This is a genomic window from Pseudorhodobacter wandonensis (genome assembly GCF_001202035.1).
Lineage (GTDB): Bacteria > Pseudomonadota > Alphaproteobacteria > Rhodobacterales > Rhodobacteraceae > Pseudorhodobacter > Pseudorhodobacter wandonensis.
This window is the reverse complement of record NZ_LGHT01000036.1, coordinates 82716-107088: the sequence shown is the minus strand read 5'-3', so window position 1 is coordinate 107088 and position 24373 is coordinate 82716. Positions and strand designations below refer to the sequence as shown.

Sequence of the window (24373 nt, the reverse complement as noted above, 5' to 3'; positions counted from 1 at the left end):
CGATGGATACGCGCAACTTTGTGCTGTCTGTCAGCGTTTTTATGATCTTGGTGACAATGATCATGTTCATCAGCCAGTGGGAGTACAAGCCCACGCCGCAAAAACTGGCGGGCTATGCCTGCAAGTTTGACAGCATTTGTCGCGGTCAGGATTGTGCAGGCCCCCTGCCCGCCGATATCGTGATTTTGCCTGCGGCCGAGGATGGCCGGGCCTATTACTATGAGGCAGGTTTTGAATCGCGCGATACTGCATTGGAAACGGTGAACGATACGGAATGGGTAATGCGCCGCGGCGAAACCGGTCTGCGGCGATTTGAATTGCGCGAAAACGGCGCGTTGACGGTAACCGAGACTGACGGGTTTACAGCAGAAAGCGCTGTGCTGGGCCAAGCAACGGGGTTTTGCGTTGATGCGGACCAGATAAACAAAGGGCAAGCTTGATGGATATTATAAACGCAATCGTGGCCTTTGTGAACTTTGTGGTGGTTCCGGCCACCGCGTATGGTGCGCAATTGGCTTTGGGGGCGCTGGGGGCGACGCTGGTTTACGGCATCTTGCGGTTTTCCAACTTTGCCCAAGGCGACACGATGGCCTTTGGCACCATGATCACCATTCTGATGACCTGGTGGTTGCAAAGCATGGGTGTGCATCTGGGCGCCTTGCCCACCGCGCTGATCGCGATGCCTGTGGGCATAGCCGTGACGGCAGGCCTGTTGTTGCTGACCGACAAGTTCGTTTACCGGTTTTACCGCAAGCAACGTGCCGCGCCGACGATTCTGGTGATTGTCTCGCTGGGTGTGATGTTTGTGATGAACGGCATCACCCGCCTGATTATCGGGGTCGAGGAACAGAACTTTGCCGATGGCGAGCGTTTTGTCATGACGGCAGGCGATTTCAAGAGATGGACAGGCCTGTCCGAGGGACTGGCGATCAAATCAACACAGGCAATCACTGTAATTACGGCCATCATCGTTGTGGCTTGGCTGTTTTGGTTTTTGCAAAAGACCCGCACCGGCAAGTCGATGCGCGCTTTTTCGGATAACGAGGATCTGGCGCTGTTGTCGGGCATCAACCCGAACCGTGTGGTCAATGTGACATGGATCATCGTGGCCGCGCTGGCGACGATTGCAGGCGTGTTGTACGGGTTGGATAAATCGTTCAAACCCTTCACCTATTTCCAACTGCTGCTGCCGATCTTTGCGGCGGCTGTGGTGGGTGGCCTTGGCAACCCGTTGGGCGCGATTGCGGGCGGGTTTGTTGTGGCCTATTCCGAGGTCTTCGTGACCTATGCGTGGAAAAAGGTTATCGGCTATCTGGTGCCCGAGGCCTGGGCGCCCGACAACCTGATCCAGCTTTTGTCGACCGACTATAAGCTGGCAGTAAGTTTCATCATACTTATCATCGTGTTGCTGTTCATGCCCACGGGACTGTTTAAGGGGAAATCGGGATGAACAAACGCAATCTTATCCTGTTCGGGCTGGTCGCAATTTTGTACATCGGCACTGGCTATTTCCAAAGTTGGAACCTCGCGCTGAACATCCTGACTGTCGGGCTTTTGTCGGCGATCATGGCTTTGGGCGTGAATATGCAATGGGGCTATGCCGGTCTGTTCAACACCGGCATCATGGGGTTTGCGGCGCTTGGCGGGCTTGCTGTGGCGCTGGTTTCGTCTCCGCCGGTGCCTGCGGGTTGGGCGGCTGGTGGCTGGGGCATTTTGGCGGGCCTGTGTTTTGGGGTCGCGGTCATCATTGCCGCTACACAAATTTACAAACGTATGGCCAAAGGCAAATTGCGCAACGTGGCAATGCTGGCCCTGTTGATCGGCGGGTTCTTTGCCTTTCGTGAGCTCTTTGACCCCTCGGTTGAGGCAGTTGAGGTGATTAATTCTGCGACAGCCGGCAACATCGGCGGGCTTGGCCTGCCGTCGCTGTTGGCATGGCCTGTGGGCGGCTTGTTGGCAGCAGTTGCGGCTTGGGCAATCGGGAAAATCTCGCTTGGTTTGCGGTCGGACTATCTGGCGATTGCCACTTTGGGCATTGCCGAAATCATTATTGCCGTGCTGAAGAACGAAGACTGGCTGGCGCGCGGCGTGAAAAACATGATCGGCCTGCCCCGCCCCTGGCCTGTGCCCTATGAGGTGGATTTGCAGCAAAGCGCCGCCTTTCTGGATTGGGCCACGCGCTATGGGTTTGAGCCGGTCGGTGCCTCGTCAATTGTGGTGAAACTGGTTTATGTCGCGCTGTTCACGGTGGTTCTGGCAATTGTGGTCTGGATGTCGGAAAAGGCGCTGAACAGCCCTTGGGGCCGGATGATGCGATCAATCCGCGACAATGAGGTGGCCGCCGCCGCGATGGGCAAGGATGTGACCCGCCGCCATTTGCAGGTGTTTGTCATCGGCTCGGCCGTGGTTGGTTTTGCCGGTGCGATGATGACCTCGATGGACGGGCAGTTGACACCCGGCACCTATAACCCGTTGCGCTTTACCTTTCTGATCTGGGTGATGGTGATCGTCGGTGGGTCGGGCAACAACTGGGGCGCGGTTCTGGGCGGTTTGCTGATTGGCTGGTTGTGGTTGATCGTGGAAAGCCTTGGGCCGGGTGTGATGTCGGTGCTGACCTATGGCATGAGCGATGGCTGGCTGAAGGCGCATTTGGTGGACTCGGCGCAAAACATGCGGCTTTTGACGCTTGGCGTGATATTGCTGTTGGTCTTGCGGTTTAGCCCGCGCGGGTTGATCCCGGAAAAATAAGCATTCTGCCTGATGTCAGATGATAAAGGGGGGGCATTCTGCCCCCCCCTACGCCTTTCAGGCGCCCCCCCCCTGAGGATATTTTCACCGAAAAGAAAGCTGGGTCGGGTTCCTCGCGCGACATTATGTGTCGCAGTTTTACTTGCACGCCCTTGCTTGCTTGCGCCACCATGGCAGAAAGCCAGTGGAGGTATGAAATGAAGAGCCATGCGCGGGTTGTTGTTATCGGAGGCGGCGTAGTCGGCTGTTCGGTGCTGTATCACCTGACCAAATTGGGCTGGTCGGATGTGATGTTGATCGAGCGGTCTGACCTGACCTCGGGGTCGACATGGCACGCGGCCGGCGGGTTTCATACGCTGAACGGCGATACCAATATGGCAGCGCTGCAAGGCTATACCATCCGGCTTTATAAGGAGCTGGAGGCGATTACCGGCATGTCTTGTGGCTTGCACCATGTGGGCGGGATTACCCTTGCCGACAATCAGGCGCGGTTTGAGATGTTGAAAGCCGAGCGCGCCAAGCATCGTTATATGGGGCTGGATACCGAGATTTTGGGGCCGGAAGAAATTGCCAAACTAACCGATGGGATGGTCAATCTGGAAGGGATTATCGGCGCGCTTTATGACCCGCTCGATGGGCATTTGGACCCGTCAGGCACCACGCATGCCTATGCTAAGGCCGCGCGCATGGGTGGGGCCGAGATTGTGCTGCACAACCGCGTTTTGGAAACCAACCCGACGCCCGCGGGCTGGGAAGTGGTGACCGAGCAAGGCACTGTCACCTGCGAGCATCTGGTCAACGCGGCGGGGCTCTGGGCGCGCGAGGTTGGCGCGATGGCAGGGGTGTATTTGCCGCTTTTGCCGATGGCGCATCAGTATTTGGTCACGGATGACATCCCCGAGATCATGGATATTCTGAAATCGGGCCGCGAGTTTCCGCATGTGATGGACCCCGGCGGCGAAAGCTATCTGCGCCAAGAGGGCCGCGGGCTGTGCATCGGGTTTTATGAGAAACCTTGTGAGCCATGGTCGGTTGATGGCACGCCTTGGGGCTTTGGCCATGAGCTGCTGAATGAGCAGTTTGACAAAATCGAGGATTCGGTAAACTTCGCCTATCGCCGCTTTCCGGTGCTGGAACGGTCTGGCGTTAAACGGGTGATCCACGGACCGTTTACGTTTGCGCCCGACGGCAACCCGCTGATCGGGCCGGTGCCAGGATTGCGCAACTATTGGTCGGCTTGTGCGGTCATGGCGGGCTTTAGCCAAGGCGGCGGCATGGGGTTGGCGCTGGCACAATGGATGATCAACGGCGAAGTCGAGCGCGATCCGCGCGGCTTTGACGTGGCGCGTTTTGGCAATTGGACCACGCCGGGCTATACCGTGCCCAAAGTCGTTGAAAACTATCAGATGCGGTTCAGCGTTGGTTATCCGAATGAGGAACGCCCTGCCGCCCGCCCCTTCCGCACCACACCGATGTATGATGTCTTTGATGGAATGGGGGCGGTTTGGGGGCAGCAATACGGGCTGGAGGTGGTCAATTATTTCGCCCTGCCCGGTGAGCCGCGTTATGAGACCCCCAGCTTTAAACGCTCGAACGCGTGGGAGGCGACGCGCCAAGAGGTGATGGCCGTGCGCGAGGCTGTGGGTATCAACGAGGTGCAGAACTTTGGCAAATACCGCGTGACGGGGCCGCAGGCGCGGGCTTGGCTGGACCGGATCATGGCGGGGTTGATCCCGCAACCGGGGCGGCTGTCGCTGACCCCGATGCTGGGGACAAGCGGCAAGATCATTGGGGATTTCACCGTGTCTTGCCTGTCAGAAACCGAGTTTCAGCTGACCGCCAGCTATGGCGCGCAAGGCTGGCATGGCCGCTGGTTTGAACAGCACATGCAAGACGGCGTTTGCGTGGAGAACATTTCCGACAGCCGGTCAGGGTTTCAGATTGCCGGCCCAAATGCGCGCGAATTGCTGGCCCGGGTCACCCGCGCGGATGTGTCGGCCGAGGCGTTCAGGTTTATGGACGTCAAGCAAATCACAGTCGGGATGGCCAAATGCGTTGTTCAACGCGTCAGCTATACCGCCGATCTGGGGTATGAAATTTACTGCGACCACATGTCCGTGCGGCATCTTTGGTCAGTGCTATCCGAGGCGGGCAAGGATCTTGGCCTGCGCCCCTTTGGCATGCGCGCGATGATGAGCCTGCGATTGGATAAGTTCTTTGGTTCTTGGGGCCGCGAGTATAGCCCAGATTATTCCCCTGCCGAGACAGGTCTGGACCGCTTTATCCGCTGGAACAAGCCGAGTGACTGGGTCGGCAAAGCCCCTGCACTGGCCGAAAAAGCCGCGGGGGCCAAACGCAAGCTTTGCGCCTTTATTGTCGATGCCAAAGATGCCGATGTGGTTGCGTGGGAACCGATCTGGATTGATGGCACAGTGCAAGGCTATTGCACCAGCGGCGGCTATTCGCATTTCAGCGGCCAATCGGTGGCGCTTGGTCTGATCCCCTCGGATATGGCCAAAGAAGGCCTGTCCGTCGAGATCGAAATTCTGGGTGAACGGCGCGCGGCACGCTTGGTGACTGCTGCGCTATTTGATGCCGATGGCGCAAGAATGCGGGGATAGTTTCCGGTAGCGGGGGGCGCTGCCCCCCCTGCGCCTTGCGGCGCATTCCCCCCCGAGGTATTTTCACCAAGATGAAAGAGAGGACAGCCCTCATATTTCATCTTGGTCTAAATACCTAAATCCTGACTTAGGTGTAATCCGAACGGCTCAAGGAATATTTCGCCATTTTCTCATTCAGCGTCCGGCGCGGCAGGCACAGCTCTTCCATGACGGCGACGATAGAGCCTTTGTGGCGCCGCATCGTATTGTCGATCAGCATCCGTTCAAAGGCTTCGACATAGTCTTTCAGCGGTTTGCCTTCGGTGGTCAGCGTTGGGCCCGCCGCTTCGTTATCGGCCATCAGCAAAGACGCGATCGAGCCCGATCCACGGCGGTTTTGCAGTACGGCGCGTTCAGCGATGTTTACCAACTGGCGCACGTTGCCAGGCCATGGCGCCTGCAGCAATTGGGCTGCCTCTTGCGCGGCGACTTGCGGCGCATCGCAGCCGTATTCCTCGGCGAATTGCTCGGACAGGCGGGTGAACAGCGTCAGGATATCTTCGCCGCGTGCGCGCAGGGGCGGGCAAATAATCGTCAGCGCGCCCAAACGGTAGAACAGATCCGGACGCAGAATATCCTCGAGTGTTTTGTCAGGCGCATGTTCATTCACAATCGCGATGATGCGGGTTTCGGGCGGGGTTCCCTGCTCGTTAATCATGGTTAGCAACCGCGATTGCAGCGAATGACTGAGCGACTCGATATCTTCGAGGCAGAGCGTGCCGCCCCGTGCTTCTTCGACCAAAGGAATTGCGTCATCATCGCCCGTGCCAAACAGTTTGGCGGCAAGCTGGTCTTCGGACCAAGCCGCGCAAGAGATCGTCACGAACTTTTTTGTCGCGCGTGGCCCCACGGCATGCAGCGCATGGGCGACCAGCGTTTTGCCTGTGCCGGTTTCGCCATCGATCAGCACATGGCCATCGGCTTGCCCCAGATCGAGAATATCCTCGCGCAGCCGTTCCATTTCTGCGGAAGTGCCGATCAGCTTTTTCATCAGCGTCGTGCCATCCGACAACTCGCGCCGCAATGCGCGGCTGTCCAGCGTCATGCGGCGGTTATGCGTGGCTTTTTTGGTCAGCTCGGTCATCCGGTCGGGATTGAACGGTTTTTCCAGAAAATCATAGGCGCCAAGGCGCATCGCCTCGACCGCCATTGGCACATCGCCATGGCCCGTGATCATTATCACCGGCAAGCCGCCATCCAGGCTCATCAACCGTTTCAGAAATGCCATGCCATCGATGCCCGGCATCCGGATATCCGAGACAACCACCCCCGGATAATCGGCGCCGATCACCTTGAGCGCATCTTCGGCGCAGGCATAGGTTTCGGTTTCAAACCCCGACAAGGCCAGCCACTGGCTGATCGATTGCCGCATGTCTGCTTCGTCATCAACGATTGCGACTTTCATTGCACGCGCCATACTCTACTCCGCTGCTGCCAGTTCACTGCCCAATATAGGAAGCTGCACTTCGAATACAGCCCCCCCCGCGTCGCCATTTCGTGCAAGCAACCGCCCGCCCAAATCAGTTACAATCCCCGAGGAAATCGCAAGACCCAAGCCCACGCCTTCGCCGGGTTTCTTTGTCGTATAGAACGGCTCGAACAGGCTTTCGAGATTGTCGAGACCGTGGCCATTGTCGCTGACGGTCAGATGCACCGAATGGTCAACCACGATTTCCAAACCGATCTTGGGGTCTTTGGTATCTTTGGTTGCATCCAGTGCATTGCGCAACAGGTTGATGATAACCTGTTCCAGCCGCAGGCGATCGGCCATGATCATCACAGGGTTGCGCGGCAGGTTGCGCGTGATCTGCACGACGCGGGTTTTCAACTGCGGCTCCATCATCGACAGCGCTGACGACAGGCAGTGGCGTACATCCACAGGCTCAAACGCCTCTCCGCCTTTGCGGGCATAGGATTTAAGCTGCCGCGTGATCGCCCCCATCCGGTCAATCAGGTCATCGATGCGCTGAAAACTTGACAGCGCCTCTTCGGGGCGGTGGCGTTGCAACAGCAGGCGCGCGCCGGCCAAATAGGTTTTCATGGCGGCCAGCGGTTGGTTCAGCTCATGGCTGACGGCGGCAGACATTTCACCCAAGGCGGCCAGTTTCGATGATTGGGCCAGCGTCAGCTCGGCCACGGCCAGATCTTTTTGCATCTTTTCGCGCTGCGCGATTTCGCGTTTCAGCCGCGCGTTCAGCAAACGCAACTCGGCGCTTTCCCGTTGAAACGACGCACTTTGCGACCAAGCGCGACGCGACAGAAAATAGAACGCCAGCGCCAACAGTATAGCAAAGCCCATAATCTCGAGCGCCAGAACACCGTTGACCCGCTCGCGCACGGAATCATAGGCGGTATAGGTGAAAATCCGCCAGCCACGAAACGGAACCCGCGCCTCGGTTTTCATCACCGCCGTGCCGCGCAAATAGGTATCGGGCCTGCTTTGCGTCCAGTCGGCTGTGGCCCGCAGCGCCCGTTCGATTGCCGAAGGCGCGTCCTGAATGGCCAGCGCCTCATCAAGCGTCAGCCCGCGCCAGCGCGGTTCGGTTGCCAAAATCACGCGGCCTTCGCTATCGGTCACCAAGACCGCATCGGTAAGGCCGGCCCATGCGCGTTCATATTTCATCAGATCGACAGCGACGACGATAACGCCCACCATCCGGTTATCGGCAAGAACCGCGCGGGAATAGGTAAAGTCATTGCCGCCGGTTTGACGCGGTTGCGCCGAAAACACCGTGTCCTTGGTGCGCTGCGCATCGACGAAATAGGCCGAGCTGCGGTGGTTCGACCCCAGTAAATTACGATTCGTCGCCCCGACTGCGCGCCCGTCTTTATCCAGCAGCAAAATCGATGCAGCGCCGATTTCGGCCTGAAATGAGATCAGCCGCGCAGAGGTTTGGGAAAAATCGCCCTCGGTCAGTGCCCGGATCAGTTCGGGGTCGCGCGCCAGCAGCAAAGGAACGACCGAGTTGCGCTGCAATTCCGAAATCAGGTTGCCGGTGTACAGCGCCAGACGCACCTCGGAGCGGTTGCGCGTGGCCTCGCTGAACCGCTCGGTCAGCCAGACATTCGTCACCATCACCACACCCACGGCCGCAATGAACAAAGCGATGATCAGCCCGCGCATCTGCCAAGACAAGCGACGCGATTCAGGCTCCAGCGGCCGCGCCGCTGCATTTTGATCAGAAGTGGGGGTGTCTCTATCGCTCATACCGGCAGTTTACGACCTGCCGGCGCCGACCTCAAGCATCCTGCGTTCAGGCAAGCGCCAAAGCGCCGGTCAATGACCGGAACAGCCCTGCACCATCGGTGCTGCCATGCGACGCCTCGCTTGCGCGCTCGGGGTGGGGCATCATTCCCAGAACCCTGCGGTTCTCGGACAGAATGCCTGCGATATTGCCCATCGAGCCATTCGGATTGTCGCTATAGGTAAAGGCAACGCGGTCTTCGCCTTGCAGGCGCGCCATGGTTTCCGCATCGGCGGTGTAGTTGCCATCATGATGCGCCACCGGCACCTTCAGACGCTGGCCCTTTTCATAGGCATTGGTAAAGGCGCTATCGACTGTCGCGACCTGCAATTCCAATGGTTTGCAGATAAATTTCAGCCCCGCATTGCGCATCAATGCACCCGGCAGCAGACCCATTTCGGTCAGCACCTGAAAGCCGTTGCAAATGCCCAGCACGTAACCGCCGCGCGCCGCATGCACCCGCACGGCCGCACCAATCGGCGACTGCGCTGCAATCGCGCCACAGCGCAAATAATCGCCAAAGGAAAACCCGCCTGGCACAGCCACAATATCGATGCCTGCTGGCAGGTCTGTGTCTTTGTGCCAAACCCGATGCACCTCGGCGCCAGCCTGTTCAAAGGCTACGGCAAGGTCGCGGTCACAGTTCGACCCAGGAAAGGTTAGAACAGCAGCTTTCATCGGTGGCCCCCATCGGCAATGGATATGGCCGCTGCAATAGCCCAAAACCTGCGTCTGTTCCAGCCCTGCGGGCCGCCTGATCGCCGGTTTTTCGCAAATGTTTGAAAGGGCACTGTAATGTGCCACGCTTGCGGGGCCAAGCCGACAGGCAAAACCTTGCCCCGTTTGCCGAGGCAGTGCCTAAAAAACCGGCCCTGTTTTCCTTTACCTTGGCCAAACCTGTGTATTTTTCGGCCGTTTCTTGAATATGTTGCGGTCAAGCGTTATTATAATCCGATCTTTTCGCTGTGAAAGCCACTTTATGTCGTTCGATTCCAACGCGCGTGACCTTACGCAAGACGCAAAACCTGCGATCCCGTGCAGCACCGTCCCGCCAGAAGAGCTGATGCGTCAGGCCGAGAATGCGTCGAATTTTCTAAAGGCGCTTTCGCATGAAGGGCGGTTGATGATCTTGTGTCATCTGACCTCGGGCGAAAAATCGGTGACCGAGCTTGAAACCCTGTTGGGGTCGCGGCAGGCCGCTGTCAGCCAGCAACTGGCCCGCTTGCGGCTGGAAGGTCTGGTCAATTGCCGCCGCGATGGCAAGACGATTTACTATGCCCTGTCCGATGCCCGCGCGACGCGGATGATGGCGCTTATCCACGATATGTTCTGCGCCTGATCCTTGCGATCAACCGCTTTGCCCGCTCGGCGCCCCATAATGATTAACCTTTAGGCGATCCCCCAACAAAACACGGGCGCGGGTTTAACATGCTTGCCAAGTGCAATTTGCGCCGCCATGCTGACCGAAAGGTCAAATTTTGCCGCAAAGGCAAATGCGCATGCTGTGGGGGACTATGCCGACAATCGTCATTCGCTACGTTCATTGGGTTGAACGCTGGAACAAACGCATAGGCCGCATGGCCATGTATCTGCTGTTTGTGCTGATGGCCGTATTGCTTTGGGGGGCGATATCGCGGGCGTTCTGGGTGCCGCTGCGCTGGACCGACCAGATGGGCCAATTCATCCTTGCAGGTTATTTCATGCTGGGCGGGGCCTATGCGCTGCAAATGGACAGCGCGGTAAGGATGGATGTGTTTTATTCCAACTGGTCGCCGCGCACCAAAGCATTGGTTGATGCGATCACCATTTTCGCGCTGCTGTTCTACCTTGGCGTGCTGCTGTGGGGCGGCGTTGAAAGCGCGATCTATGCGCTGGAATACGGCGAGCGGAAATCCGGTCTTTGGCGGCCCTATATGGCGCCGGTGAAAATAGTCATGTGTGTCGGAAACGTCATGATGCTGTTGCAATGCACAGTGTTTTTCATCCGCGACATCGCCACGCTGCGGGGACAAAAAATCTGATGCATTATGATATGATTGCGTTGCTGATGTTCGGCTCGATGCTGGTGATGTTGATGACGGGCCAGCGCATGTTTGGCATCATCGGCTTTGTCGCCGTGGTGGCTGCCTTGGCGCTCTGGGGTGACCGTGGCGGATATGACCTTGCCTTTGCGCAAAGCATCAAGGTGATTGGCTGGTTCCCGTTGTTGACCCTGCCGATGTTTATTTTCATGGGCTATGTGTTGTCGGAAAGCCGGTTGGCTGATGACCTTTACCGCATGTTTCACGTCTGGTTCGGCCCTGTGCCGGGTGGTCTTGCGATTGGGACCATCCTGCTGATGGTGCTGATTTCGGCGATGAACGGGTTGTCGGTGGCGGGTATGGCCATCGGTGCCACCATCGCCCTGCCCGAGCTGTTAAAACGCAACTATGACAAACGCATGGTCACCGGCGTTATTCAGGCCGGCGCGTCGCTGGGTATCCTTGTGCCGCCTTCGGTGGTGCTGGTGCTCTATGCGCTGATCGCGCGGCAATCGGTGTCGGATCTGTGGCTTGCGGGCGTGGTGCCGGGGCTGCTGATGGCGGCGCTGTTCATCGCCTATATCTGGATCCGCTGCAAACTGAACCCGTCGCTTGGCCCCGCACTGGACGCCGAAGAGCTTGCCGCTGTGCCGAAATCGGAAAAATACCGGCTGTTGATGGCGGGTATCCTGCCCTTTGGCATTTTTCTGGTGATGATGGTGCCCTTTGTAACCGGCTATACGCGGCTGGTTGAAAGCTCGGTCATCGGCGCGGTTGCATCGGTACTCGTCGCGGTGGCCAAAGGCCGCATGACATGGGCGGTGATGGAAACTGCCACCCGCCAGACGCTTGCGATTTCGTGCATGTTCCTGTGGATCATCCTTGCCGCGCTGGCCTTTGGCGCGGTGTTTGACGGGCTGCGCGCGGTTGATGCGATCAAGGGCTTGTTCCTCGACAACCTTGGGCTTGGCCGTTGGGAAGTGCTGATCCTGATGCAGATTTCATTCCTGCTGATGGGCACTTTTCTGGATGATACCGCCATGCTGGTTATCGTTGCGCCGCTCTATGTACCACTTGTCGCGGCGCTGGAATTTGATCTGGTCTGGTACGGTGTGCTTTACACCATGACCTGCCAGATCGCCTATATGACCCCGCCATTCGGTTATAACCTGTTCCTGATGCGTGCCATGGCCCCGCCCGAGGTGACTCTGGCCGATATCTACCGTTCGATCGTGCCATTCGTCGCCGTCATGGTGCTGGCCTTGGTGATCGTCATGATCTTCCCGCAACTGGCCCTTTGGTTGCCAAATACACTTCGTCATTAACCAACCCGACTGGCGGGCCCAACCGCCGCAACAGCAAGGAGAGTACCAATGACCACCAGAAGAAAGTTCCTGACTTCCGGCGTTATCGCGGCCGGCGCGTCCACCCTCGCCGCCCCCGCGCTTGCACAAGCGCCGATCAAATGGCGGCTGCAAACCTATGCCGGTGCCGCCCTTGGGGCCGAAGTGATCAAGCCCGCGATTGATATGTTCAACGAAATCGCCGCAGGCCAGATGGAGATCGAGCTGTATTACGCCGATCAGTTGGTCCCCACGGGCGAGCTGTTTCAGGCCATGCAGCGTGGCACCATCGACGCGGTACAATCGGATGACGATTCTATGGCATCACCGACCGAGGTCACTGTTTTCGGTGGCTATTTCCCCTTTGCCTCGCGCTATTCACTGGATGTGCCGGTTCTGTTCAACAAATACGGTCTGGGCGAGATCTGGGATCAGGAATACGCCAAAGTCGGCGTCAAGCATATCTCGGCCGGCGCATGGGACCCGTGCCATTTCTCGACCAAAGACCCGATCAACAGCCTTGCTGACCTGAAAGGCAAACGCGTCTTTACCTTCCCCACTGCGGGGCGCTTCCTGTCGCAATTTGGCGTGGTCCCCGTGACACTGCCGTGGGAAGACATCGAGGTTGCCGTTCAGACGGGCGAGCTTGACGGCATCGCATGGTCGGGCATCACCGAGGTTTACACCGTCGGCTGGTCGAATGTGACTGAATACTTCCTGACCAACAACATCTCTGGCGCATGGATCGGCCACTTCTTTGCCAATATGGACCGCTGGAACGAACTGCCACCCCATCTGCAAACGCTGGTAAAAGTGTGCTTTGACCAATCGCACATGCACCGCCAGCAATGGTATTGGGGCGGCGAGGCCGACTTGCGCGTCAACGGCCCGAAACTGAAACTGACCACTATTCCCGATGCCGAATGGGCCACGGTTGAGGCTGCCGCCCACACGTTCTGGGATGAAATCGGCGCCGAGTCGGAAACCAAGGCCAAGGTGGTTGCCATCTTCAAAGAGTATAACGCCGTAATGGAAAAGGCAGGCAGACCTTACCGTTATAGCTAATGCACCAAAGGCCCCGCCCGAACGCGGGGCCTTTCATTTATACCGCCACGCATCGCCTTTATTTGCACATGCTGGCCAAAGCCATGCGACGCCCAATGTTGGTTTCGGCCTGACTTTACAGCCTGCGCCACCACTTCGGCGCGATTAGAACCTCTCGGCCCGCAAGACGAGCGTATCAGTGACCGAGACCACACCAATATGGCGTTCAACCACGGCAAAGGCTGCCTCTAGCAGCGTGTCCAGGCGCTCTGGTTTTATCAAGCAGATGACCATCGCCATTCCGGCCTGCCCGATTTGGCCTTCGCGTGTCCACCGGCCCGACCGTCCTGCCCCGCCATGCACAGGCACGACGGTATAGCCCGTGACCCCCGCCTCGGTCAGCGCGTTGGTCAGCCGCCCCACCAGAGGATTTTCAATCACGATCTCAACGCGTTTCGCGGGATGCATTTGCATATCAGCCTCCGGTGAACTGCGTGGCCAAAGCCACGTAAAGGGGAATGCCCAAGGTAAGGTTAAACGGGAATGTCACCCCGAGCGACAATGTAAGATAAATCGCAGGGTTTGCTTCGGGCAATGCAACACGCATCGCGGCAGGCACCGCAATGTATGAGGCCGACGCCGCCAGCACCATCAAAAGCACCACCCCACCCGTTGAAAGCCCGATCAACAGACCAAATATCAGGCCAATCAGCGAGGATGTCATCGGCATGATAACACCAAACGCAACCGCACCCAGCCCGATAACCCCTTTTGACTGCAACAACCCGCGCCCTGCAACCAAGCCCATATCAAGCAGAAAGAGGCACAGGACACCCTTGAAAGGCGACACGATGAAGGGGGCGATATCGCCCAGACCTTTTTCGCCTGTCACCAATCCGATGACAAAACTGCCAACCAGCAGCACGATAGAGCCATTCAGCAGTATCTCTCGCATCAATCCGGGTTCCATTCGCCCCCCCGACCCGTTGCGCGACACCAACCACAAAGCCGAAAGAATTGCCGGCGCTTCCATCGCGGCGGCGACAGCCACCATATACCCCTCGGCCATGATGCCCCGACTTTCCAGCACCGAGGTCGCGGCCACAAATGTCACGATACTGATAGAGCCGTAATGCGCGGCCACAGCTGCCGCATCCAGCCGCGAAAACCCTGTAAGTATCTTCAGCAAAGCAAAGGCAAGCAGCGGCAGGCCGAATGACAACAGAACCCCTGCCCCGACTGACATAAGCAGCCCGCCATCAACCCCATGCGCCGCAACCGAGGCACCGCCCTTAAAACCAATCGCGAACAAAAGGTATATCGACATGCCTTTTGCCACGGCTTCGGGAATCGACAAATCAGATCGTGCCAGCGCGGCAGCAAGACCCAAGACAAACGACAAGATGATCGGCGAGATTAAGTTCGTTCCAGCAAGCGCGAGGATGTCTGACATGTTCAGCCTTTATGGTTTGACGCGTACTTAGTGCGGGACATAAAGAATGCAAAGCTGCCACCACTCTTTTTTAAAACGGTGTTAAAATCGGCAGGCCCGAAACCTACCCTCCCCGAAACAGGCTTGGCTTTGCGGCCCGTAAAACCGCCATTGGCGCCTGGCCGGCGCTGTCGCCTTACTGCCCCTCCAGCCCCTTCAGCAACGCAATCATGGCGGGTGAGGCAAAAGCCGTTGTGTGATTGACCGACAGCATCTCGGTTGCAAAACTGGCCGAAACGACTGTTGCATCTTCATTGCCCAAGACAGCCGCATCCTCGACCAGCCCCAAGCGCAGCGACTTGCCATTGATGACACCCGAAATCGGCAACAGCCGGTCCTTGCCTGACCCGACCACGATAAAAGGCTGCGGCAATGCGCCCATATCCTTGCGCTGCTGCTCGAACATATCGACATCAATATCGGGCGAAACCAGCACCACCCCCGCCAGCTTGGGCCATTGCTTGCCACCGTTGCGGATCGCATGTTGGCGCAAGGCCTCCATCACCAACTGGCTGCCAATCGAATGGCCTACGATCGTAAAGCTTTCCACACCCGACGCACTTAACCTGTCCAACAGCGCCTCTAGCGCCGAGCGCGACAGCATCACAGACTCGCGGTCCTGCAAATAGCCCAGGTTTTCCCCGGCCGAGGGCCAGCTGAACAAAACCGGAATGTCGGGGCTTTGGTAATCATGGACAATCTGCGCGTTCATATACAGCGCTTCGGAAAACGTGTTGTTATAGCCATGCACAAACACCACGGCGCGGCGATCGCCGGGTTCGCGTGCCGCCAAACGCTGCGCCAGCCTGTGGTCAAATGCGGCAGGGTTCTGGCTGGTCTCGGCCTGCGTGATACCAAAGGCGTCTTTTGCATCGGCGGTCTTGCCGGGGTATTCGACCACGCCGGTTTTATGTGTTGGTGGCACCGAAACCGTGGCCGCGCCATAGGTTGTGATACTGCTGCGCTTGGCCCCGAACAGCCGCGAATCGGGCGCACGATTGGTGGCAAACAGCACCTCATGCAGGGCCGCGCCCTGTGTTTCGGGCACCATCACAATTTCGCTGCGCTCTCCGCAGGCCGAAAGGCACATCAGGGCCAGAACCGGCCAGATTTTCAGGAAAGTCATCATCACCCCGCACCGGCCCCTTTGGGCGGGTAGCCAAGAAAGGGGGCAGTCGCCTTGCCCCCCGATCATTCATTTCAAGGTTTCAAACCCGCGCCTGCAGGCCTTAGCCGCGGCCCGCTGGCGGGGCAAATTCGCCCAGCACCTTTTCAACCTTGGCTTTTGTCAGGCTTTTGTTTTCAGCTTTCAAGCAGGTGGCGATCTTGGTCGCGTCGGGGCGCGCTGGTGGTTCCTGACCTTTGGCCGACGCTTTGCCTTTGGCTTGTGCCGGCATTGGCAAACATGATTTCAAAGATACTTCGGATACCCCAAGCGCCTTGGCGATTTCGGCTGTCGGCGGGCCTGCGGGGCGCTGCCCTTGCTGGGCCATGGCTGCCATCGGTGCGACAAGGGATACGGCCGTCAACAAGGCCAAAAAGCGGGATTTAGGGTTGCTCATGTCAGTCTCTTTCAAAGTTTGCCCTTCTCTGCGGAAGGTTACTGTCAAACGGCGGCCTGTCGGCTTTCCGTCGCAGTTGTTTGAAACAAATTCCGAAACAGACATTTTAACCACGCCGATGCGGCGCTACACGCATCCTGCCGCAGCGTTATGCAGCCGCAAGCCACCATAGTAAAATCAATTTAAAACAATCAGTTAGATGTGGCGCCACATGCGTCAGACGGCAACCCTAGGCCGCGCCAAAACTTGCTCGATCAAATCCGGCAAGTCGTCATAATGGTCCAGCAACGCATCCGGCTGCAACCGCGCCACCCCTGCGCCTTCGGGGCCAAAGCCCACCAGAACAACCGGCACCTTGGCCGCGCGGGCGGTATCACGGTCGGTTATCGTATCGCCGATCAACAGCGATTGCCCGACCTGCCCGCCAACCCGGCGCACGGTTTCAAAGTAATGCTCGGGGTCGGGTTTGCGCACGGGCAAGGTATCGGCCCCGACCAGCGCCCCGAACAGGTCAGAAATTCCAAGCCGGTCACATAGGGCTATCGCCAGCGCTTCGGGCTTATTCGTGCAAATCGCAGTCGCAAACCCTGCCTTGCGCAAGGCCCGCACCGCGTCCATAGCACCGGGATACAGCACCGTATGCACCGCAATCGCATCCGAATAGGCGCGCAGCAAGACAGGGTATTGCGCATCAACCTGCGCCTCGTTCCACGGCATACCCAACCGGCCAAACCCCAGCCGCAGCATCGCCCGCCCGCCCGCAAATGCCGTCAAGGCATCGGCCACCGGGTCCAGTGGCCGCCCTTTGCCCATGCCTTCAAAACACGCATTGGCTGCCGCAATCAGATCAGCGCTGGTATCTGCCAAAGTTCCGTCCAGATCAAAAACAACCGTGCGCATTTTGCCCCCATATGTCAGCGCTGAAACAGCGCGTTACGCGGCTGACCTTGCCACCCTACGCCGCCCGTGTAAAAGGGTTCTATTACCGAAGGAAAGGGTTTCATGTCAGTTTCATTGATCGTTTTGGCCGCAGGCAAAGGCACGCGGATGAATTCAGACCTGCCAAAAGTGCTGCATCCGTTGGGCTCGGCCCCAATATTGCACCACGCATTGCAAGCTGGCCAAAGCCTTGATCCGGCGCAAGTGGTGGTTGTTGCAGGCCACGGCGCCGAGGCCGTAGGCAAAGCCGCCCGCGCCTTTGACAGCAGCATCGAGGTCGTTCTTCAGGCCGAACAGCTTGGCACCGGCCACGCCGTTGCGCAGGCCGCACCGCTGCTCGCCAGTGCGCCGGGCGATACGATCGTGCTTTATGGTGACACGCCATTTGTGCGCAGTGAAACCTTGCAGGCCATGCTTGATGCCCGCGCACAACATGCCGTCGTCGTGTTGGGATTTCAGGCCGCCGATCCGGGCCGCTATGGCCGGCTTGTCACCTCGGGCGATGCGCTTGAACGTATCGTTGAATTCAAAGACGCAACTGATGCCGAACGCGCGATCACCCTGTGCAACTCGGGCGTGATCTGCGCCGAAACCTCGGTGCTGTTCGACCTTGTGTCAAAAGTTGGCAATACCAACGCGGCGGGCGAATATTACCTGACCGACATCATCGCGCTGGCCCGCGCCCAAGGGCTTTCGGCCGGCGTCGTCACCTGCGACGAATCCGAAACACTTGGCATCAATACCCGTGCCGAGCTTTCCGCCGCCGAAACCAGCTTTCAGGCCCGTATGCGCGCCGAGGCGATTGAAAACGGCGTCACCTTGGCAGACCCGGCAACCACCTATTTCGCCTATGACACCGTGATCGGCCGCGATACCTATATCGGCCCGAATGTGGTGTTCGGCCCGCGCGTGACGATTGAATCCAGCGCCGAGATCAAGGCGTTTTGCCATCTGGAGGGCTGCCATATCAGCCGTGGCGCCAGTGTCGGGCCCTTTGCCCGCCTGCGCCCGGGGGCCGAACTGGCCGAAGATGTGCATGTCGGCAATTTTGTCGAAATCAAAAACGCCGTGCTGGACGAAGGCGTCAAGGTCGGCCACCTCACCTATCTTGGCGATGCCCATGTGGGCGAACATACCAACATCGGCGCGGGCACCATCACCTGCAACTATGATGGCGCGAACAAACACCATACCGAAATCGGCCCGCGCGTCTTTATCGGCTCGAACACAATGCTGGTCGCCCCTGTCACCGTGGGCCGCGATGCGATGACGGCCTCAGGTTCGGTCATCACCAGCGATGTGCCATCCGAGGCGCTGGCACTGGCGCGCGCGCCGCAGGTCAACAAACCCGGTCTGGCTGTGCGGCTGATGGACCGGTTTCAGAAAATCAAAGCGGATCGCCAGAAAGGCAAGTCATAAATGTGTGGAATCATTGGTGTTCTTGGCAATAACGAAGTTGCCCCACTGCTGGTCGAGGCCCTGAAACGGCTGGAATATCGCGGCTATGACAGTGCCGGCATTGCGACAATCAACAACGGCCAGCTTGGCCGACGTCGCGCGGTTGGCAAACTGGTAAACCTGTCCGATTTGCTGGTGCATCAGTCGCTTGCCGGTAAATCCGGCATCGGCCACACCCGCTGGGCCACGCATGGCGCCGCCACCGTTGAAAACGCCCACCCGCATCAGGCAGGCCCCGTCGCTGTCGTGCATAACGGCATTATTGAAAACTTCCGCGAATTGCGCGAGGGGCTGCAAGCCAAGGGCTATGCCTTTGAATCGCAAACCGATACCGAAACCGTGGCTGTCCTTGCCCGTTCCTACCTCGACGCAGGCATGACACCGGTTGAGGCCGCGCGCGAAACCTTGTCACAGCTGCATGGCGCCTTTGCCCTTTGCTTTTTGTTCGACGGTCAGGATGACCTGTTGATCGCGGCGCGCAAAGGCTCGCCCCTTGCGATCGGTCATGGCACGGGCGAAATGTTTGTCGGTTCCGATGCCATCGCGCTTGCCCCGATGACCGACCAAGTGACCTATCTGGAAGAGGGTGACTGGGCCGTCATCACCCGCCAAGGCGCTGAAATATTTGACGAAAGCAACCGTCGCGCCAATCGCGCCACCACCCAGATCGTGCAAGAGCATACCCGCATCGAAAAAGGCGGTTACAAGCATTTCATGGCCAAAGAAATCGCCGAACAGCCGGTGGTCTTGGCCGATGCCCTGAAACACAACCTTGCAGGCAATAAACTGAACCTGCCGCCCGAGCTGGATTTTACCGGCGTTGACCGGTTGACCATGGTCGCCTGCGGCACCGCCTATTACGCCTGCGTTGTGGCGAAATACTGGTTCGAACAGATCGCCGGTATCCCGGTCGAGGTGGATGTCGCCTCGGAATTTCGCTACCGCGAGCCGCCGATTTCACCAAACACATGGGCGGTGTTTGTCAGCCAATCCGGCGAAACCGCTGATACACTGGCCGCCCTGCGCTATTGCACGGAAAAGGCCGCAAAAATCGTGTCGGTGGTCAATGTGCCGACCTCCTCTATCGCGCGCGAATCCGATATTTCCCTGCCCATCCGCGCAGGGGTAGAGGTGGGCGTGGCCTCGACCAAAGCCTTCACCTGCCAGCTTGCCAGCCTAGCGCTGATGGCGCTGAAAGCCGCCCGCGACAAAGGCCGCCTGACCGATGACCAACTGGCCAAACACATTGCCGATCTGGCCACCCTGCCCGGTCTGGTCAATCAGGCCATGCATATCGCGCCGCAAGTGTCAAAAATCGCCGAAGAACTGGCCCGCGCGCAGGACATTTTGTTCCTTGGCCGTGGCCCGCTGTTCCCGCTGGCCATGGAAGGCGCGCTAAAACTGAAAGAAATCAGCTATATCCACGCCGAAGGTTATGCCAGCGGCGAGCTGAAACATGGCCCCATCGCCCTGATCGATAACCGTGTTCCGGTGATCGTTATGGCCCCGCGTGACGCGCTATTCGAAAAAACCGTGTCCAACATGCAAGAAGTGATGGCCCGCCATGGCAAAGTCTTGCTGATTTCCGATGCCGCAGGCGTGGCCGAGGCCGGACTGGGCTGCTGGAAAACGCTTGAAATGCCCGCCGTGCCAGAGTTTCTGGCCCCGATCCTTTACGCCGTCCCTGCCCAATTGCTGGCTTATCACACCGCCATCGCCAAAGGCACTGACGTCGACCAACCCCGCAACCTGGCCAAATCGGTAACTGTAGAATGACCCCTGAAAACGCGATTGCCGAAATCAAGGCTTTGGCCGACCCCGCCAAACCGGCGCAAATGCTGGCCTATCACAAGGTTGACCGTCCCTATCTTGGCACAGCCAACCCCGATATTGAGTCCTTGTGCAAAACATGGCGCGCCGAACTGCCCCTGAACGATCGCTTGGCGCTTTGCCACGGCCTTTGGGCCAGCAATATCCATGAGGCCCGCATCGCCGCCGCGAAATTGCTAACCCAGGCCCGCATCCGCCCTGATGATACCGGTGCATGGGAAATGCTCTGCTCTTGGCTGCCCGATTTTGACGCTTGGGCCATCGCCGATCACGTTTGCATCGCCGCGCAAAAGCGCATTGTGGCCGACCCCTCGCGCCTTGATACTGTCGAAGAATGGACCACCAGCCCCGAAATGTGGACCCGCCGCGCAGCCCTTGTCGCAACCCTGCCCTTTGCCCGCCTGAACAATCTGAAGCCGGTGGAACAAGAAGCCCGAGAACGCATCCTGACTTGGGCCGCCAGCTATCTGGGCGACAAAGACTGGTTTATCCAAAAGGCCGTGGCTTGGTGGCTGCGCGATCTGTCCAAACATGATCCTGCCCGCACCGAGGCTTTCCTTGCCGAGTTTGGCGACTTGATGAAAACCTGGGCCCGCAAAGAAGCAGGCCAATATCTGCAATAAGATAACAATCTGACACGGGGCGCTGCGATTTTCAGGGGGATTTACCCCCTTTCAAATCGCGGTGCCAAGCACCACGCCTCTTGTCCCGCCCCGGCTTTCTCTTTGGCTTAAATATCCACTCTGCACCTGCGGCCTATAGCGTTTCGACTTTAACTTGACCCAGCTTTCATCGCATAACGCGTTGAAATCTTTGATTTCAGGCAGCGTTATGTGATTCAGGTTTAAGTCAAAACGCTTTACCCGCCGGTATGGCTCATATGCCGCGTCATCTGGCCATCGACCTTTTGGCGCGAATAGTCAAAATCATGGCCCTTGGGCTTGCGCAAAATCGCGGCACGAATGGCCTGTTCCAGCACCGCATTATCGCCACTTGCCCGCAATGGTGCGCGCAGATCGGCCATGTCTTCCTGCCCCAGACACATATACAGCTCACCCGTGCAGGTTAGCCGCACGCGATTGCAGCTTTCGCAGAAGTTATGCGTCAAAGGCGTGATGAACCCGATCTTCTGACCGGTTTCTTCCAGCCGCACATAGCGCGCAGGGCCGCCGGTGCGCTCGGTCAATTCCGTCACGGTAAAGCGTTCACGCAGCCGCGCGCGCAGGTCTTTCAGGCTCCAATACTGGTCAAGCCGGTCCTCATTGCCAAGGTCACCCATCGGCATCACCTCGATGAAGGTCAGATCATGCCCCTCACGCGCGCACCAATCGGTGATGGAAAACAGCTCGCTCTCGTTAAAGCCTTTCAACGCCACCACGTTGATTTTCACCCGCAAGCCTGCCTCTTTGGCGGCGGTGATACCATCAAGCACCTGCGCAAGCCGCCCCCAACGCGTCACTTGCGTGAACTTGGCATCATCCAGTGTGTCCAGCGACACATTGATCCGCCGCACCCCGCAGGCCGCCAGCGCAGCCGCATATTTGCGCAACTGGCTGCCATTCGTGGTCAGCGTCAGCTCTTTCAACGCGCCGCTTTCCAGATGCCGCGTCATCGATTCAAAAAACGTCATGATCCCTTTGCGCACCAGCGGCTCACCTCCGGTAATGCGCAGCTTTTCCACACCCATTCCGACGAAAACGGAACACATGCGGTCCAGCTCTTCCAGCGTCAGCAGCTCTGCCTTGGGCAGAAAGCTCATGTTTTCCGACATGCAATAGACACAGCGAAAATCGCAGCGATCCGTCACAGAGACGCGCAGGTAATTGATGGCGCGGGCGAAAGGGTCGATCAGAGGTATATTCATGCGCCGAGTCTAGACCCGCACGACTGCCCGCGCAAGGCTATTGAAAGCCTGCAAAGCTGCGACTAACGTAGCCATTATGAAACATGCATCCACCCTTATTTTCGCTGCCCTTCTGCTGTCTGGCTGCGCCCAATTGCCGTTTATCGGCAGTAAAAACACCGCGATGGAACCCGTCGCGCCGATTGGAACGCATCCGCAAACGCGGCCAAATTCGGCAGGCGCTATGCCGCCGCCCAAAGGCGCGCGCACAGCAATGGCGCTTGATACTACGACCGCTGCGCAAAAGGCTGCCGCACTGGCCGCACCTGCCCAACCGGCGGCTGAACAAACCTTGGGCAAAACCGCTGTGGCCCTTGGCAATGTCACCGAGCCCGGCTTCTGGCTGCGGTCGGCCCTTGTAAAAACCGCCGGTACCGGACGCGTGGTGACGGGTTCGGGCGCGTCTATCGCGGTTGATCTGATCCCCGGCACAGGTGCGGCGCAACTGTCGCTTGCGGCGTTTCGTGCCTTGAACCTGCCCCTGACCGACTTGCCCGAAGTGACGATCTTTGCACAATAGACGCCTGATCCCATTGCACGGAACCTGGGCCGACAAGCGCGCGGATTTTGCATGGCATTGGCCCGCGCATTTCAACATTGCCCGCGCCTGTTGCGATGATTGGGCGCAGACCGCGCCCGACAAAGTCGCCATAACCGAAATCACCAGCAATGGCGCCCAAGACTGGACCTATGCCGCGCTGAAAGACGCGTCTGACCGTCTGGCCAGCGCCTTTGTAGCCGCCGGTCTGCGGCGCGGTGATCGGGTGGCCGTGCTGTTGCCGCAATGCGCCGCTGCCGCGATCACGCATTTCGCCGCGATGAAACTGGGGGCGGTGGCGCTGCCACTGTTTACCCTGTTTGGCGAAGATGCGCTGCTGTACCGCTTGGCCGATTCCGGCGCGGCGCTGGTTGTCACAGATCTGGAAAGCCTGCCGAAACTGCAGGCCATCGCCCCGCAACTGCCCGACTTAAAGGCCATTTTCTGCACCGCAGACGCCCCGAACAGCCATAACCTTTGGCACGCCATCGCCGCATCCCCTGCCCTTGCCACCCCGGTGGACACCTTGGCCGAAGACCCTGCGGTGATGATCTATACCTCGGGCACCACAGGCCCACCCAAAGGCGTCTTGCACGCCCATCGCTTTTTGTTCGGCCACCTGCCCTGCATGGAAATGACCCATGAAGGGTTTCCCCAATCGGGTGACAAAGGTTGGACGCCCGCCGATTGGGCGTGGATTGGCGGGTTGATGGATATGGCCATGCCATGCCTCTATTACGGCGTGCCGCTGATCGCCCACCGCATGCGCAAGTTCGACGCCACTGCGGCCTATGCGCTGATCGCCAAGCATAAGATCCGCAACCTTTTCCTGCCGCCAACCGCACTGAAACTGATGCGCGGCACGCCTGTGCCTGCGGGCGTCAGCATCCGCACCATCTCATCCGGTGGCGAAAGCCTTGGGGCGGAAATGCTGGCTTGGGGCAGCGAAACCCTCGGCGCGCCGATTAACGAGCTTTATGGCCAAACAGAATGCAACCTCTGCATCACCCAAGCCGCTGGGTTCATGCCCGTAAAGCCCGCGACAATGGGCCAGGCCCTGCCCGGTTTTAACGTGGCGGTGTTCGATGATAACGGCCAGCCCTGCGCTGCGGGCGAATTGGGCGAGATTTGCATTCGCAAAGGGGCTGCCAGCATGTTCTTGCGCTATTGGAACCAGCCCGAGAAAACCGCGCAAAAGTTTCGCGGTGACTGGCTGCGTACTGGCGATCTGGGCTATGCCGATGCGCAAGGTTATTTCACCTTTGCCGCGCGCGACGATGATGTGATTACCTCGGCCGGCTACCGCATTGGTCCGGGCGAGATTGAGAATTGCTTGATGGGCGACCCCGATGTGGTCATGGCCGCCGCGATTGGCATCCCTGATCCGGTCCGCACAGAAGTTGTCCGCGCCTTTGTCGTGCTGCGCGAGGGGGCCTTAAAAGACGGTGCCAGCGAACGGCTGATTGAACGGGTGCGCCGCCGCATCAGCCCGCATGTTGCCCCCCGCGATGTCATCTTTGTTGATGCCTTACCGATGACTGCCACCGGTAAGGTCATGCGTCGCATGTTGCGCGACAAAGAATGACGCGG

22 protein-coding genes are annotated in these 24373 nt (G+C 58.5%); 13 read left to right on the top strand and 9 right to left on the bottom strand.

Features of this window, described 5'->3' with window-relative positions; translation table 11 throughout:
• Positions 1-2: 2 nt before the first annotated feature.
• The 4 genes from AKU79_RS11415 (at position 3) to AKU79_RS11400 (ending at position 5369) form a co-directional block, all read left to right on the top strand.
• Positions 3-440 (top strand): hypothetical protein, encoded by a 438-nt coding sequence (locus AKU79_RS11415; RefSeq protein ID WP_050523717.1) that lies wholly within the window; start codon positions 3-5, stop codon positions 438-440.
• Complete coding sequence (locus AKU79_RS11410) at positions 440-1450, top strand: branched-chain amino acid ABC transporter permease (protein WP_050523716.1); 1011 nt, start codon at positions 440-442, stop codon at positions 1448-1450. Before AKU79_RS11415 ends, AKU79_RS11410 begins: the two co-directional genes overlap by 1 nt.
• Positions 1447-2748: a branched-chain amino acid ABC transporter permease gene (locus AKU79_RS11405; protein ID WP_050523715.1), complete on the top strand. Its 1302-nt coding sequence runs from the start codon at positions 1447-1449 to the stop codon at positions 2746-2748. The genes AKU79_RS11410 and AKU79_RS11405 overlap by 4 nt, the downstream gene beginning before the upstream one ends.
• A gap of 197 nt (positions 2749-2945) precedes the next feature.
• Complete coding sequence (locus tag AKU79_RS11400) at positions 2946-5369, top strand: GcvT family protein (protein ID WP_050523714.1); 2424 nt, start codon at positions 2946-2948, stop codon at positions 5367-5369.
• A 127-nt stretch (positions 5370-5496) separates the two neighbouring features.
• On the opposite strand, the gene AKU79_RS11395 is transcribed toward AKU79_RS11400, so the two are convergent.
• The 3 genes from AKU79_RS11395 to purQ form a co-directional block, all read right to left on the bottom strand.
• On the bottom strand, positions 5497-6825 hold the full coding sequence (locus tag AKU79_RS11395; protein ID WP_050523713.1) for a sigma-54-dependent transcriptional regulator: 1329 nt from the start codon (positions 6823-6825) through the stop codon (positions 5497-5499).
• Between the two features lie 3 nt (positions 6826-6828).
• The gene (locus tag AKU79_RS11390; RefSeq protein WP_231580163.1) at positions 6829-8532 is read right to left on the bottom strand and encodes an ATP-binding protein; all 1704 of its coding nucleotides are present in this window, start codon (positions 8530-8532) and stop codon (positions 6829-6831) included.
• 130 nt (positions 8533-8662) lie between these two features.
• Positions 8663-9331: a phosphoribosylformylglycinamidine synthase subunit PurQ gene (gene purQ, locus AKU79_RS11385; RefSeq protein ID WP_050523899.1), complete on the bottom strand. Its 669-nt coding sequence runs from the start codon at positions 9329-9331 to the stop codon at positions 8663-8665.
• A 301-nt stretch (positions 9332-9632) separates the two neighbouring features.
• Between purQ and AKU79_RS11380 the strand changes: the two genes are divergently transcribed.
• The 4 genes from AKU79_RS11380 to AKU79_RS11365 all read left to right on the top strand — a co-directional run bounded on the left by AKU79_RS11380 (position 9633) and on the right by AKU79_RS11365 (position 13082).
• Positions 9633-9992: an ArsR/SmtB family transcription factor gene (locus AKU79_RS11380; protein ID WP_050523898.1), complete on the top strand. Its 360-nt coding sequence runs from the start codon at positions 9633-9635 to the stop codon at positions 9990-9992.
• Positions 9993-10167: 175 nt separating this feature from the next.
• Positions 10168-10674, top strand: a complete 507-nt coding sequence (locus AKU79_RS11375; protein ID WP_050523712.1) for a TRAP transporter small permease subunit — start codon at positions 10168-10170, stop codon at positions 10672-10674.
• On the top strand, positions 10674-11999 hold the full coding sequence (locus AKU79_RS11370) for a TRAP transporter large permease (RefSeq protein WP_050523711.1): 1326 nt from the start codon (positions 10674-10676) through the stop codon (positions 11997-11999). The genes AKU79_RS11375 and AKU79_RS11370 overlap by 1 nt, the downstream gene beginning before the upstream one ends.
• Before the next feature lie 48 nt (positions 12000-12047).
• A complete protein-coding gene (locus AKU79_RS11365; protein ID WP_050523710.1) occupies positions 12048-13082 on the top strand; it encodes a TRAP transporter substrate-binding protein in 1035 nt (344 codons plus the stop codon).
• A 144-nt stretch (positions 13083-13226) separates the two neighbouring features.
• Here the strand turns inward: AKU79_RS11365 and AKU79_RS11360 are convergent, their stop codons facing one another.
• From AKU79_RS11360 to AKU79_RS11340, 5 genes are all read right to left on the bottom strand, one after another.
• Positions 13227-13535, bottom strand: coding sequence for a P-II family nitrogen regulator (locus tag AKU79_RS11360; RefSeq protein ID WP_050523709.1), 309 nt, complete (start codon positions 13533-13535; stop codon positions 13227-13229).
• Between the two features lies 1 nt (position 13536).
• Complete coding sequence (locus tag AKU79_RS11355; RefSeq protein WP_050523708.1) at positions 13537-14514, bottom strand: sodium-dependent bicarbonate transport family permease; 978 nt, start codon at positions 14512-14514, stop codon at positions 13537-13539.
• A gap of 175 nt (positions 14515-14689) precedes the next feature.
• A complete protein-coding gene (locus tag AKU79_RS11350; protein ID WP_050523707.1) occupies positions 14690-15682 on the bottom strand; it encodes an alpha/beta hydrolase in 993 nt (330 codons plus the stop codon).
• 100 nt (positions 15683-15782) lie between these two features.
• Entirely contained in the window at positions 15783-16115 is a 333-nt protein-coding gene (locus AKU79_RS11345; RefSeq protein WP_050523706.1) for a hypothetical protein, read from the bottom strand.
• 216 nt (positions 16116-16331) lie between these two features.
• Positions 16332-17015: an HAD-IA family hydrolase gene (locus tag AKU79_RS11340; RefSeq protein WP_050523705.1), complete on the bottom strand. Its 684-nt coding sequence runs from the start codon at positions 17013-17015 to the stop codon at positions 16332-16334.
• Between the two features lie 102 nt (positions 17016-17117).
• Here AKU79_RS11340 and glmU point away from each other — a divergent pair, with 102 nt between their 5' ends.
• From glmU to AKU79_RS11325, 3 genes are read left to right on the top strand one after another with little or no spacing between them, the layout of a single operon-like run.
• Positions 17118-18473: a bifunctional UDP-N-acetylglucosamine diphosphorylase/glucosamine-1-phosphate N-acetyltransferase GlmU gene (gene glmU / locus AKU79_RS11335; RefSeq protein ID WP_050523704.1), complete on the top strand. Its 1356-nt coding sequence runs from the start codon at positions 17118-17120 to the stop codon at positions 18471-18473.
• On the top strand, positions 18474-20288 hold the full coding sequence (glmS, locus tag AKU79_RS11330) for a glutamine--fructose-6-phosphate transaminase (isomerizing) (RefSeq protein WP_050523703.1): 1815 nt from the start codon (positions 18474-18476) through the stop codon (positions 20286-20288).
• Complete coding sequence (locus AKU79_RS11325) at positions 20285-20965, top strand: DNA alkylation repair protein (RefSeq protein WP_050523702.1); 681 nt, start codon at positions 20285-20287, stop codon at positions 20963-20965. Before glmS ends, AKU79_RS11325 begins: the two co-directional genes overlap by 4 nt.
• Positions 20966-21201: 236 nt before the next feature.
• Here AKU79_RS11325 and moaA read toward each other — a convergent pair whose 3' ends face one another.
• Positions 21202-22206: a GTP 3',8-cyclase MoaA gene (gene moaA, locus AKU79_RS11320; RefSeq protein ID WP_050523701.1), complete on the bottom strand. Its 1005-nt coding sequence runs from the start codon at positions 22204-22206 to the stop codon at positions 21202-21204.
• Between the two features lie 76 nt (positions 22207-22282).
• On the opposite strand from moaA, the gene AKU79_RS11315 reads away from it, so the two are divergent.
• Together AKU79_RS11315 and AKU79_RS11310 are read left to right on the top strand one after the other, a co-directional pair.
• Entirely contained in the window at positions 22283-22765 is a 483-nt protein-coding gene (locus tag AKU79_RS11315) for a hypothetical protein (protein WP_050523700.1), read from the top strand.
• Entirely contained in the window at positions 22755-24368 is a 1614-nt protein-coding gene (locus tag AKU79_RS11310; protein WP_231580157.1) for an AMP-binding protein, read from the top strand. The genes AKU79_RS11315 and AKU79_RS11310 overlap by 11 nt, the downstream gene beginning before the upstream one ends.
• Positions 24369-24373: the final 5 nt, after the last annotated feature.